General features: G+C 63.5%; 4 protein-coding genes and 3 pseudogenes. 6 read left to right on the top strand and 1 reads right to left on the bottom strand.

The genetic code is table 11. The features are described 5' to 3' along the window. Positions 1–189: 189 nt before the first annotated feature. A pseudogene (locus tag XAXN_RS08425) lies at positions 190–357 on the bottom strand (transposase); the annotation flags it as partial. A gap of 34 nt (positions 358–391) precedes the next feature. On the opposite strand from XAXN_RS08425, the pseudogene XAXN_RS08430 reads away from it, so the two are divergent. The 6 genes and pseudogenes from XAXN_RS08430 (at position 392) to XAXN_RS08455 (ending at position 14,422) form a co-directional block, all read left to right on the top strand. After that, positions 392–682: pseudogene (locus XAXN_RS08430) on the top strand (hypothetical protein). Between the two features lie 193 nt (positions 683–875). After that, complete coding sequence (locus tag XAXN_RS08435; RefSeq protein WP_054319207.1) at positions 876–3,125, top strand: methyl-accepting chemotaxis protein; 2,250 nt, start codon at positions 876–878, stop codon at positions 3,123–3,125. A gap of 107 nt (positions 3,126–3,232) precedes the next feature. Further along, positions 3,233–5,707 carry a methyl-accepting chemotaxis protein gene (locus tag XAXN_RS08440; RefSeq protein WP_054319208.1) on the top strand — a complete coding sequence of 825 codons (2,475 nt, stop codon included), beginning with the start codon at positions 3,233–3,235 and terminating at the stop codon, positions 5,705–5,707. A 463-nt stretch (positions 5,708–6,170) separates the two neighbouring features. After that, a complete protein-coding gene (locus XAXN_RS08445) occupies positions 6,171–8,432 on the top strand; it encodes a methyl-accepting chemotaxis protein (protein ID WP_054319209.1) in 2,262 nt (753 codons plus the stop codon). Between the two features lie 407 nt (positions 8,433–8,839). Then, the gene (locus XAXN_RS08450) at positions 8,840–11,101 is read left to right on the top strand and encodes a methyl-accepting chemotaxis protein (RefSeq protein WP_054319210.1); all 2,262 of its coding nucleotides are present in this window, start codon (positions 8,840–8,842) and stop codon (positions 11,099–11,101) included. 693 nt (positions 11,102–11,794) lie between these two features. After that, positions 11,795–14,422: pseudogene (locus tag XAXN_RS08455) on the top strand (methyl-accepting chemotaxis protein). Positions 14,423–14,428: the final 6 nt, after the last annotated feature.

The raw sequence follows: 14,428 nt of genomic DNA on the forward strand, positions 1-14,428 counted from the left end.
ATGGGGCTAATCAGGTAAGATATTTGGTTTATTAGACTCATTGTCTTTCCAAAGTTCGCGACATCTTCCATTAGGGAAGGTCTGAACAACGAGACCTGACAGGGCGGAAGGTGGCATCGTTCCGGAGAGTCGCGTTTGGAGCCTCGGGTTTCTCGCCATTTCTGGCGTTTTCCGTGGGAATTCCCCGGGTTACAGGCACACCTTCCCCACGGCAGGCATCAACTGCTTTCGCTTCATCCACAGGTTCGACAACGCAAACAGCGTCAGCACCTGCGCGGTGTTCTTCGCCAAACCGCGATAGCGCACCTTGACGTAACCGAACTGGCGTTTGATGACTCGAAACGGATGCTCCACCTTCTCGGTCTCTCGTTGCATTGGCGGCCCGCTGGCGATGGGCCAGACCGCTGCGCCTGGATGACGTCGAACCGCCAAGGCGACTCTCGCCTGCAGTCGATGCCGCCGGCACGCGTCGGCTAGCTGGCGCACTTTCTGATTAGTCGCTTTCCGAGACCAACCGGAACGCCAGCCACAAGGCCGCACTGGCGCCACGACCGGCATGCATGTCGAGCGCCCTTCCCTGCGCACGCGCGTTCATCGCCGCGGCACCTCACCCGGCATGGCCTTGCATCGGCAAACGTCGCTGCCCGCCTCCGTGAACGATGCCAGCTATAACAAAATCTGAATGTCGAGCTCAAGTATACGACCCGGTCGCCGCTACCTGCCCTGCATCGGGACGGAGCCGACGCGGGCTACCAGTGCCAGCGCCAGGCGTCACGTGGCCGTCCTAGCTTGCAGCGGGTGCCGACCTTGATCGTGAGGCTGCCGCCGTTTGCCTCGAACCGCCTCCTTCTCCTCCTTCCCGGCAGGTATGTTTCATGATCGGCTTTCTCCAACGCTATAATGTCGGCATCCGCCTTTCGGCCGCATTCGGCTTTCTGATCCTGCTCTCCTGCTGCCTGCTGGCCGCTGGCCTGATGACCCTGGCGCAAGCGCGCGGGCGCATGGAGTCGATCGTCAAACACAATATGGCGATCCTCGAATATATCGGCGAGATGCGCAGCGCCAGTGCAGACATTGCGATTAATCTACGCAACATCGTGCTGCCGACCACGCAGGAAGAGAACCTCGGTTTTGCCAAGGTGATCGAGGAACAGCGGCAGAACTACAACCAAAACCGCGAAAAGCTCTACGCACGCCCGCCGTCCAACGCTACCGGCGCGGAGATGCGTCGGAAGATTGATATTGCGCGCGAAAAAGCGCGTATCGCCAATCAGCAGGTCATGGACCTGGGCTTGAACTACAAGCCCGATGAGGCACTCAAGGTGTTGATGCAGCAGGCGGTACCGGCGAACCAACAATGGCAGGCCGCACTCGATGCGTACGCTGCGCGCCAGCGCAGCCTTGGCGCCGCGGCTTATGACGATGCCAATACCGCTATGGACTATGGCCGGGCGTTGCTGATCGCCGGCGGTATTGCGGTCATTTTGATGAGTGGCCTGCTGGCCTGGCTGATCACCCGCAGCCTGACCCAGCCCTTGAACCGCGCCACCCGTGCCGCCGAGGCCATCGCCGAGGGCCGCCTGGATAGCAATGTGCACACCACCGCCACCGACGAGCCCGGCCGGCTGCTCAGCGCCATGGCCAAGATGCAGACGCAGTTGCAACGTTTCTCCAGCGAAACCACGCGGATGATCGAGCTGCACGCCGACAAGGACATCAGCCACCGCATGCCACAGGACTTCCCCGGCGTGTATGGCGAGCTGAGCAAGGGCATCAACACCATGATGTTCGAGCACCTGGACGCCATCGTCGATGCCATCGAAGTGCTCAACGAATACGCCCGCGGCGATCTGCGCCGCGATGCACGACGCCTGCCGGGCAGCCGCGCGGTGCTGCACGAATCGATGGATGCGGCCAAAGGCAGCCTGCTGGCGATCAATACCGAGATCAAGCGCCTGGCCAGCGCGGCAGCGGCCGGCGACTTCAGCGCACGCGGCGATGCGCAGCGCTTCGAGCACGATTTCCTGCGCATGGTGCAAGACCTCAACGCGATGATGGAGGTCAGCGACACCAGCCTGGGCACCTTGTCGGCGCTGTTGCAGTCCATCGCCGCCGGCGATCTCACCGCCCGCATGCACGGCAACTTCCACGGTGTGTTCGCCAAGATGCGCGACGACGCCAACGCCACCACCGAACAGCTCACGCGCATCGTGGTGCGGATCCAGGGCGCGGCCGGCAACATCGGCGCGGCCATCGGCGAAATCGCCGCCGGCAACCAGGATCTGTCACAGCGTACCGAACAACAGGCCGCCAACCTGGAAGAAACCGCTGCCTCGATGGAAGAGCTCACCTCCACCGTCAAGCAGAACGCCGAAAGCGCACGGCAGGCCAATCAGCTCGCCATCGGCGCCGCCCGCGTTGCTTCGCAAGGCGGCGAGATTGCCAGCAAGGTGGTCCAGACCATGAGCGGGATCGAATCTTCGTCCAGGAAGATCGCCGACATCATCAGCGTCATCGATGGCATCTCGTTCCAGACCAACATCCTGGCACTCAACGCCGCGGTGGAAGCGGCGCGCGCCGGCGAACAAGGCCGCGGCTTTGCCGTGGTGGCCAGCGAAGTGCGTACGCTTGCGCAGCGCTCCACCGCAGCGGCCAAGGAGATCAAGAGCCTGATCGACGATTCGGTGCAGCGCGTGGCCGAAGGTTCGGTACTGGTGCACAGCGCCGGCACCACCATGGCTGAGATCGTGACCAGCGTGCAGCGCGTCACCGACATCATGGGCGAAATCGCTGCCGCCTCGCAGGAACAGTCGGCCGGCATCGAGCAGGTCAACCAGACCGTCACCCAGATGGACGAAACCACCCAACAGAACGCCGCGCTGGTGGAAGAAGCCACCGCCGCCGCACGCGCACTGGAAGAACAGGCGCTCGGATTGACCGAGGCCGTGGCGGTCTTCAAGACCGACAGCAGCGATGCATCGCAGGCATCGCGTGCAGCATCACGACTCCCGGCAGCGGCTCCTGCGCTCCCGACGACGGCGGTGGCAGCCGGCCGCGCTCCCGCCGCCAGGCTGCGCGCGGTGGTCGCCGCGCCGAGCAATGACAGTAGCTGGCAAGAGTTCTGAACAGATCGCCAGCACTGACTGAACCGGACTGGTCGACAGCGATGCCGACCCGCTAAAGGCGTACACGTCGTTAGCCGATAGCCTACTTATCTCCACGAGACGTATCGATGACCACCTCGCCCACGCTGTTGCCGCAGACCATTCCAGCTTCGCCACGCCGCTGGACCAGCCGTTGGGACGACCTGGCCATCGCAAGGAAACTGGGCATGATCGGCGTGCTTGCGTTGGTGGGGCTGGTCATTCCGGTGCTGCTCTATAGCGGCAAGCTCAACGAAAGTGTCGCCATCAGCAGCAACGAATTGCGCAGCTACGCGCCGCTTGGCCAAATGCTGGGCCTGATCACCGACCTGCACGCAGCCCATGTGGATGGCGGCAGCACCGCCAAAGACGCCGCGCAGCGCGCCGAGCGCGATCTCAGCCAACTGCTCGCCACCACGGCCAGCCTGCCCGGCTTCGAACGCAGCCAGAAGCAATTGCTGGCCCTGCAGCAGCGCCATGTTGCCGGTGCCACTGCGGAGGGCTACGCCGCTGTGAGCGAACAGGCCTTTGCCGCGCTCGATGCATTGCGCGACGACAGCCAGCTGGTCTACACCCCGTACATCGAGAGCTACCACCTGGTGGTGTCCACGCTGATCTACAGCCCCGAGACTACCGAATCGCTGACCCGTCTAGACGCCGCCAGCGACCCCTCGCAGGCGGGCGACAGCCGCGCCATGCTGCGCGAGCAGCTCGATCAACTCGCCCGAAACCATGTGCGTTTCCGGCATGAGCTGGACAAGGCGATGGGCTTGTTGGAACAGCCCGACCCCGCGCTGGCCGATGCCGCCAAGGCCGAGGCCACACAGGCAAGCGCCGCACTGGTCGCGCTGGGGTCCGCCTTGGACGGCAGCGATGCCAAGGCAGACGCTCAGTGGAATGCCGCGCTCGATGCGCTTGGCCAGACCATGCGGGAACTCAGCAGTGTCTCCCTGCAGGCGCTGCAGCGGCAGTCCGAACGTCATTTGGTCGACGCACGCAACGCGATGTGGCAAGCGATCGCCGGCCTGTCGGTGCTGGCGCTGCTGATCGCCGCGCTGTGCTGGTATACCTTGTCGCGCCTGACGCGCAATGTGCTCCGCGCCGCGACGGTGGCCGCCAATATCGCGCAGGGCCAACTGGACGATCAGGTCAGTGCCGCCGGCCGCGACGAAACCGGTCAATTGCTCGACACCATGCGCCAGATGCAAGAACAACTGCAGCGCGTGCTCAGCGCGCAAAGCGAAATGGCGCAGCGCCACGATGCCGGCCAGATCAGCTACCGCATGCAGGCAGACAGTTTCCCCGGTGCCTACGCCACCATGGTGCGCGACACCAACGCGCTGGTGGGCTCGCACATCGCGGTCAAGATGAAACTTGCGCAGATCATGTCGCGCTATGCCATCGGCGACCTGAGCCAGGACATGGAGCGCCTGCCTGGCGAAAAGGCCGTGCTTACCGACACCGTGGATACCGTCAAGGCCAACCTGTCGGCGATGAACAGCGAGATCAAGCTGCTTGCGCAGGCCGCAGCCAATGGCGATTTCAGCATGCGCGGCGACGCACAGCGCTTCCAGTACGATTTCCGTGCGATGGTGGACAGCCTCAATCAGTTGATGGCCACCGCCGATGCGAATCTGCACGCGCTGTCGACGGTACTGCAGGCGATCGCGGCGGGCGACCTCACCGCCCGCATGCACGGCGACTTCCATGGCGTGTTCGCGCGCATGCGCGACGACGCCAATACCACTGTGACCCAGCTGGCCAATATCGTCAGGCGCATCCAGCAGTCCACCAATGCCATCAACGACGCTGCCAGCGAAATTGCCACCGGCAACCAGGACCTGTCGCAACGCACCGAACAGCAAGCGGCCAATCTGGAAGAAACCGCTGCCTCGATGGAAGAACTCACCTCCACCGTGCGCAACAACGCCGAGCATGCGCGCCGCGCAAACCAGCTGGTGGTCGGTGCGGCCACGGTCGCCTCGCAAGGCGGTGCGGTGGTGGGTGAGGTCGTGGGCACCATGGCCGGCATCCAGGCTGCATCCAAGAAAATCGCCGACATCATCAGCGTCATCGACGGCATCGCCTTCCAGACCAATATCCTCGCCTTGAACGCGGCGGTGGAAGCGGCGCGTGCGGGCGAACAAGGCCGTGGTTTTGCCGTGGTGGCCAGTGAAGTGCGCACGCTGGCGCAACGCTCTGCCGGTGCGGCAAAAGAGATCAAGCAATTGATCAAGGACTCGGTCAGCCGGGTCGAACACGGCAGCCAGTTGGTGGGCCAGGCCGGTCGTACCATGCAGGACATCGTCGATGCGGTGCAGAACGCCACCACCATCATGCATGAGATCAGCGAGGCCTCGCAGCAGCAGTCGCAAGGCATCGAACAGGTTGGCCAGACCGTCGCGCAGATGGACCAGGCCACCCAGCAGAATGCCGCGCTGGTGGAAGAAGCCACCGCTGCCGCCCGTTCGATGGAAGAACAGGCGCAGCAATTGCGCGATGCGGTCTCGGTGTTCCAGTTGCAGGCCGGGCCTGCGTTTCGCCGCCTGGGCCAGGCGGCCTGATGCAACGCCTGGCGGTGGGTTTGCCTTGAAACGCTGCTTCTACAAGCGGGCAGGCGTCGATCAGCTTGCGAGATGCACAGATGCAAATCACACGCCGCGCCGCACTGGATTTCGAGCACTTACCCCCATCAAGCGCGTGAGAAAAAAGTGAAAGCAAATGTCTCGAAAACAAAAGAGATGCCTCTCTGGGCAGGCATTTCAAGCGGTTGTGCACACCACGCTCACCTCGGTGACGCCTGACCATACGTCCGCAGTCTAGCTAATTCAGCCGCACGGCAAGGTGCCGTTAACAACCTCAAGCACGCGTACTTGCCCTGCAATCGTTAGCGTTGCGACCCTTTGATGTCGCAGCGCTCGATGGATCGGTTCGACGCACGCCCGCATCGGCGCCACCAGCGTACCCGGTACGGCTGCCCCGCCCAGCGCATACCCCTTTCCTGTCCATCGCTCTCGAGATCCCAACATGATTGCTCTTCTTCAACGCTACAACGTCGGCAAGCGCCTGGGCTTTGCCTTCGGCACACTGATCCTGCTGTCGTGCGCCCTGGTCGTCGCTGGCCTGTATACGCTGGCACAGGCGCGCCAGAGTCTGGATACGCTCATCAACCGCAACATGGTCATCGTCCGGCATCTGCAGGAAATGAACGACGCGGTGTCGGTCATCGCGGTGCAGCTGCGCAACGTCGTGCTGCCGACGCCAGACGACGAAAATCAACACTTCGTGTCGATCATCGAAGAGCAGAGCCGCATCTACAATGATGCACACGACAAGCTCTACGTCTTCTCGGCAACGCCTGTGGCCCAGGCGATTCGCGACAAGATCGATGCCAACAGCAAGACCGCGCGCGCGCTCAACCAGCAGGTGATCGATCTGGACCTCGGGGGCAAGACGGCCCAAGCCATGCCCCTGCTGTTGCAGCATGCCGCACCGGCCACGCAGGCATGGCAGGACGCACTGCTGGAATATTCGGCGCTGCAGCGCCAGCGCGCTCAGGAAGCCAATGCGGTCGCCACCACGGCGATGACGCGCGGCCGCGCCATGTTGATTGCTGGCGGCCTGGCGGTGGTGTTGATCAGCGGTATGCTCGCATGGCTGATCACCCGCAGCCTGGTGGTTCCGCTGACGCGTGCCACCCGCGCTGCCGAAGCCATTGCCCAAGGCAATCTGGACAACGACGTCAGCGCGCAGTCCAACGACGAGACCGGCCGCCTGTTGCACGCCATGGACAACATGCAGGGCCAGCTGCGCAATCTGATTGCCGCACAGCTGGGCATGGCCAAGCGCCATGAAGAAGGCCAGATCAGCTTCCGCATGGATGCCGGCGCATTCCCGGGCGATTTCGGCCGCATGGCCAATGACACCAACGAGCTGGTGGCTGCGCACATCAAGGTGAAGATGCAGACCATCCACCTGATCGAGCGTTATGCCATCGGCGACCTGTCCGAAGACATGCCGCAGCTGCCCGGCGAGAAGGTGGCCATCACCGCAGCGATGAATCAGGTCAAGCACAACCTGTCGACCATGAACACCGAGATCAAGCAGCTGGCGCAGGCCGCGGCCAACGGCGACTTCACCGCGCGCGGCAATGCCGAGCAGTTCCAGTTCGATTTCCGCATCATGGTGGAAAGCCTCAATACCTTGATGGCTACCGCAGACGGCAACCTGCAATCGCTTTCGGGCTTGTTGCAGTCGATCGCTGCCGGCGACCTCACCGCGCGCATGAGCGGCCAATACCAGGGCGTGTTTGCGCAGATGCGCGACGATGCCAATGCCACCGCCGAACAACTGGCCAGCATCGTCGGCCGCATCCAGATCGCGGCCGACGCGATCGGTCTGGCCTCGGGCGAAATCGCCTCCGGGAATCAGGATCTGTCGCAGCGCACCGAACAGCAGGCCGCCAATCTGGAAGAAACTGCGGCCTCGATGGAAGAGCTCACCTCCACCGTCAAGCAGAACGCCGAACACGCCAGCCAGGCCAACCAGCTCGCCATCGGCGCCGCTGCGGTCGCCTCGCAAGGCGGCGATGTGGTGGCGAAAGTGGTCACCACCATGTCCGACATCCAGGGCTCGTCCAAGAAGATCGCCGAGATCATCAGCGTCATCGACGGCATCGCGTTCCAGACCAACATCCTGGCCTTGAACGCGGCAGTAGAAGCGGCGCGTGCCGGCGAACAGGGCCGTGGTTTTGCAGTTGTCGCCTCCGAGGTGCGCACGCTGGCGCAGCGTTCGGCCGGCGCCGCCAAGGAGATCAAGCACCTGATCGACGACTCGGTCGAGAAGGTCACGCAAGGCGCAACGCTGGTCGATCAGGCCGGCTCCACCATGGCCGAGATCGTTGCCAGCGTGCAGCGCGTCACCAACATCATGGGCGAGATCTCGTCAGCCTCGCAGGAACAGTATGCCGGTATCGAGCAGGTCAACCAGACCGTGACCCAGATGGACGAAACCACCCAGCAGAACGCCGCCTTGGTGGAAGAAGCCACCGCCGCCGCACGTGCGATGGAAGAACAGGCCCAGCAGCTGACTGAAGCGGTGGCGGTCTTCAAGGTGGCCGCGCATGCACCGGTGGCGCGCCAGTTGTCGGCCATTGCCAGCGCACCGGCCAATGCCCGCATCGCACCGCGCCCGGCAGCACGCGTCACCGCGGCGGCCGCATCGCCCCGTCGCAGCGCGACGAACAACGCCACATCGGCCACGGATCTGGCCGATTGGCAGGAGTTCTGATCGCGCAGACGTTCTGATCGCGACAGCATCGCCACGACAGTCCGTATCAAACGGCTGTCGTGGCAATGCGCGAACGCAGCGTCCGGCGCGCAGCCACGGCGTGCGACGTGTGCAACATGTGAAGCCAACGCAAACCGACAATTTTTGCGCTCGCACGGATTCACCGAAAACAGCATTTTCCAACGGCAGAAACGCAGAATTCTGCTTAGTCCGGACATAAGATAGCGCTCATCCACACGCGCCCATCACGTGTCTGAGAATCCGCTTTACCAGCTTGCCCAGCCGACTCAATCGACTGCAACTCGCGCCGTTACCAGAGGTCGTGATGACAAGCAGACGCCAGCGCAACGCGCCTTGCTGGCTTGTCGACGCAACCGCCCCCCCACCCTCTTGAGTCGAGCGATCCTATGACCTCTGTTTTATTGCGCTTCAATGTCGGGCCGCGCCTGGCTGCCGCATTCACCGTGCTGATCCTGCTGTCCGGGTTCATCGCCTTCATCGGCTATCGCGGGCTGACCTCTGCCCGTGCGCTGGTGGATGCCCTGGTACACCAGAACATGACCAAGATCCGCCTCTCCAACGACATGATGAATGCCAATTACGTCATCGCCTCGGAGGTACGCAATGTGGTGTTGCCGACCAGCAACGAAGACAATCTGAAATTCATCGCCTCCATCAAACAGGCACGCGCTGACTACACAAAAGCGCGTAATGCGCTGTATGCGATGCCGTCTGTGCCACAGAGCGACGGCATCCGCGCCGAGATCGATAGTCTCACACCGAAAGTGCGTGGCATGAACAACAAGATCATCGACCTGGTGATGTCCGGCCATAGCGACCAGGCGTTGCCGTTGCTGCTTACCAAAGCCGCGCCCGCGTTGGAGAAGTGGCAGGACAAGATCGCCGAGAACATCGCACTGCAGGACAAGCTCGCCTCCGAAGCAGCCGAAGTGGCACTGCAGTCGATGGACGATTCGCGCAAGTTGCTGGTCGGCGGTTCGCTGATGGTGGTATTGCTGAGCGGCACCCTGGGCTTGCTGATCACCCGCAGCCTCACCCGGCCGCTGAGCCGCGCCACCCGCGCCGCCGAAGCGATTGCCGACGGCAAACTCGATAACGCCGTGCACAGCGATGCCAGCGACGAAACCGGCCGCCTGCTGCAGGCCATGGACAAGATGCAATCGCAGGTGCGCAACCTGATCACCGCCCAGCTGGACATGGCCAAGCGCCACGATGCCGGCCAGGTCAGCTTCCGCATGGATGCCGGCGCATTGCCTGGCGAGTACGGCCGCATGGCCAGCGACACCAACGCGCTGGTCGACAGCCATGTCAAGGTCACCGCACGCCTGGCACAGATCATGGGCCGTTACGCGATCGGCGACCTCAACGACGACATGGATGCCCTGCCCGGCGAACAAGCCAAACTCACCGAGACCATGGCGCAGGTCAAACGCAACCTGGCAGCGATGAATCAGCAGATCAAGCAGCTCGCGCAAGCCGCTGCGGCCGGCGACTTCAGTGCACGTGGCGATGCGACACAGTTCCAGTACGACTTCCGCATCATGGTCGAAAGCCTCAATCAACTGATGGCCACGGCCGATGGCAGCCTGCAATCGCTGTCGGGCATGTTGCAGGCGATTGCCGCGGGCGATCTGACCGCGCGCATGGACGGCGATTTCCAGGGCGTCTTCGCACAGATGCGCGACGACGCCAATGCCACCGCCACGCAACTGGCCGGTATCGTCGGGCGCATCCAGACCTCGGCGGTCTCGATCAATGCGGCCGCCAGCGAAATCGCCGCAGGCAACAACGACCTGTCGCAACGTACCGAACAGCAGGCCGCGAACCTGGAAGAAACCGCGGCCTCGATGGAAGAGCTCACCTCGACCGTCAAGCAGAATGCCGAAGGTGCGCGCCAGGCCAATCAACTGGCGATCGGTGCGGCCAGCGTGGCCTCGCAAGGTGGCGAGGTCGTCGGCAAGGTGGTCGACACCATGGCTGGCATCCAGGCCTCGTCGAAGAAAATCGCCGACATCATCAGCGTCATCGACGGCATCGCGTTCCAGACCAATATCCTGGCCTTGAATGCGGCAGTGGAAGCGGCACGTGCCGGCGAGCAAGGCCGCGGCTTTGCGGTGGTAGCCAGTGAAGTGCGCACGCTCGCGCAGCGTTCGTCTGCCGCCGCCAAGGAGATCAAGGACCTGATCGGCGAATCGGTGCAGCGCGTCACCGACGGCTCGCAATTGGTGGACCAGGCCGGCCGCACCATGGCCGAAATCGTCTCGTCGGTGCAGCGCGTCACCGACATCATGGGGGAAATTTCTGCTGCATCGCAGGAGCAATCGGCCGGCATCGAACAGGTCAACCTCACCGTCACGCAGATGGATGAGGCCACCCAACAGAACGCTGCCCTGGTGGAAGAAGCCACTGCCGCCGCGCGCGCGATGGAAGAACAGGCACAGCAACTCACCGAAGCGGTGGCGGTCTTCAAGGTCGATGCGAACGCGCCGGTGGCACGCAAGTTGTCAGCCATCGCCGGGGCCGTGAGCCACCAGCGGCCGGCAACGCGCCCAGCTGCACGTGCTGCCGTGGCCGCGGCAGAACCGCGGCGCGTGGCGGTCAGTGCAACCACGTCGACCGTTGGCGATGGTCATTGGCAAAAGTTTTAAGCGGCGGCGCCAAAGCCCACCGGTCGCCGGCAGTGGTGGGCGACCGGCACAGACACCGGGATCGTTTTTCGTCCCTGTGGTGCAATCGGCCGCCGTCCTCATCGTCACCCAGTCGCAGCTGCCGATGCGCGTTTCACGCAACACCGTTGTCCAGCAACACACACGTTTCGAGAGCCTTTGATCCGCGCTCCGCAGATCTTGTGGGCCGCTTTCCTTGCGAGGGGGGCGGCCCTTTTTTGTGCTGCCGTCCCTGCGCACGACCAACAACCGCACGAGCGATCCTGAAGCGCAGCGTTGCGTAGAGACCGAGGATGGAAGCCAATTCCAATTCCGGGCCGCAACCGCTCGGCGGCTGAGCAGATGTCGCAGTGGCTGCACAAGATTTTGCTCCGATGGGCAGCAGCCAGGCCTGCTTTTCGCCAGCCACACGCGGCCCGCCGCGCCTTCGAGAGTACTTCCAATTTCATCCGAAATTTACAATCACCGCCGATGAGGCGTCCGGCATGAAACGCTTTCAGCCATCCAAGCTGAATGGAACGCTCAATTTTGTGCTGATTTCAACGCCAAAAATCAATTTCGAGCATAAACGGCCGCTACCAGGCTCACGCATCCGTAACGCCCTCTCCCCCGGGCAAGGTCGATTCCTCATGCACTCCTTACAACCGTCTCTCGGTCGGTACGCGGCTCTCCGCACTGCTCACATTGGTCATTGCCATCTCGCTGGGTCTATTGGCCCTGACCATCTACCGCCAGTCCGCCGGCGATATCGAATCGCAGGTCAAGGCCGAGTTGCGCTCCAGCACCCGACTGATGCAGCAGTCGGTGGCGATGTAAGACGTCACCCTCAGCGAAGGCACCCAGCGTCTGGGCAGCGTGTTCGACGACATGCTTCCCAGCGGCGCGCGCGAGCTCGATAGCGCCAGCACGGTCACCATCGGCGAACAGAACACCCCGTCGCTGCGTGCCGGCAAGCAGGCCTTGAATCTCAATTTCGACGCCGTGGACCGCTTTGCCAAAGCGACCGGCGGCGTTGCCACGATCTTTGCCCATACCGGCGACGACTTCGTGCGCATCACCACCTCGCTGCGCAACAAGCAGAACGAACGCGTCATCGGCACCCTGCTCGATCGCAAGAGCAAGGCCTACGCCGCACTGTCGCAGGGCAAGAGCTTCACCAGCCAGGCGCAGCTGTTCGGCGAGCAGTACATGACGCACTATCAGCCGCTGCGCAATGCCGCCGGCGAGGTTATCGGTGCGCTGTTTGTCGGGCGCAACTACACCCAGGGCCTGGCCGCGCTCAAGGCCCAGGTGAGCACCACCAAACTGGGCCAGGACGGCTATTTCGTCATCGTCGACATGGCGCCGGGCGATCATCAGGGCCAGGTCATCGCGGCCCCGGCCGGCACGCCGGCCACGCTGGCGGCACTGGTGCCGGCCGAACAGCAGGCCCTGTTGCAGGCAGTGCTGGACGGCAAGCAGCCCAGCACCAACCTGCAGCTGCGCGATGCCAAGGGCGACAACCAAGCGTTCGAAGTGACCGCACAGCGCTATGCGCCGTGGCAGTGGGCGGTGATTGGTGCGCAACCGCGCAGCGCCATCGACGGCCCGCTAGACGCGCTGATGGGCAGCATGCTGCTGTTCTCGCTGGTGGTGCTGGCACTGTGCATCGCAGTGGTGTTCATTGCCGCGCGCAAGATGGTCACCCGCCCGCTACTGGCAGTAGAACGCGTGCTTGGCGACGTGGCAGCCGGCCGCCTGGACAACCCGATTGAAATCGATCGGCACGACGAACTCGGCCGTCTGCTGCTCAACGCACGCACCATGCGCGACGACCTGCGCGCGCGCCTGGAACGCGACCACCTGATCGCCAGCGAGGCACTCCGCATGCGCACCGCCCTTGACGACGTCAGCACCAACGTGATGATCGCCGACGCCGACCGCCGCATCATCTACGTCAATCGCCCGCTGCAGCGCATGCTGTCGGAAATGCAGGACGTCCTGCGGCACGATCTGCCCGATTTCGATTTCGATACCACTGCACTGAGCAATACCCGCATCGACCAGTTCCATCGCAATCCCGAGCAGGCACGCCTGCTGGAGCAACTCAAGAGCACGCATACCGCACAGATCGAAATCGGCGGCCGCATCGTGCAGGAAGTGGTCAGCCCGGTCGTGGCTGCCACCGGCGATCGCATGGGCTATGTGGTCGAATGGACCGACCGCACCCAGGACGTGCAGGTGGAACAGGAGGTCGCGCATGTGGTGGAAGCTGCCGCGGCCGGCGACCTCAGCGAGCGGATCGACGTGCGCGGCAAGCAGGGTTTCCTGCTGCTGGCCCAACAGCTCAACACCCTGCTGGACAACAACGCCGACGGCCTGTCGCGCGTCTCCGCCCTGCTCTCGTCGCTGTCGCAAGGCGACCTGACCGCACGCATGGACGGCGATCTTCAAGGCGTCTTCGCCACCATCCGCGACGACGCCAACGCCACCGCCGACCAGTTGGCCGGCATCGTGCGCCGCATCGAGGACTCTTCGCTGACGATCAATTCGGCCGCCATCGAAATCGCCACCGACAACGGCGACCTGTCGCGTCGCACAGAACAGCAGGCGGCTGCGCTGGAAGAAACCGCAGCCTCCATGGAAGAGCTCACCGCCACCGTCAAGCAGAACGCCGACAATGCCGACCAGGCCAATCGTCTGGTGCTGGATGCCGCCGGTGTGGCGGCAAAGGGCGGCGACGTGGTGAACCGCGTGGTCACCACCATGGCCGACATCGACGCCTCGTCGAAAAAGATTTCCGAGATCATCAGCGTCATCGACGGCATCGCCTTCCAGACCAACATCCTGGCATTGAACGCGGCGGTGGAAGCGGCGCGTGCCGGCGAGCAGGGCCGTGGCTTCGCTGTGGTGGCCTCGGAGGTCCGCACGTTGGCACAGCGCTCGGCCGGCGCAGCCAAGGAGATCAAGCACCTGAACGAAGACTCGGTGACCCGCATCGGCGACGGCGCTGCACTGGCTTCCGAAGCCGGCAGCACCATGCAGCAGGTGGTGACCTCGGTGCAGCGCGTCACCGACATCATGGGCGAAATCACCAGCGCCTCGCGCGAACAGGCCGCAGGCATCACCCAGGTCAACCAGACCGTCACCCAGATGGACGAAACCACCCAGCAGAACGCCGCGCTGGTGGAAGAAGCCACCGCCGCAGCACGTTCGATGGAAGACCAGGCCGCACAGCTGGTCGATGCGGTCGCAGTGTTCCGCCTGGAGCCGCAGGACCGCCTGAGCACCCTGCTGGCCAACGCGCGCCATGCCTATAGCTGAGACGGC

The organism is Xanthomonas axonopodis (genome assembly GCF_001304695.1).
Classification (GTDB): domain Bacteria; phylum Pseudomonadota; class Gammaproteobacteria; order Xanthomonadales; family Xanthomonadaceae; genus Xanthomonas; species Xanthomonas axonopodis.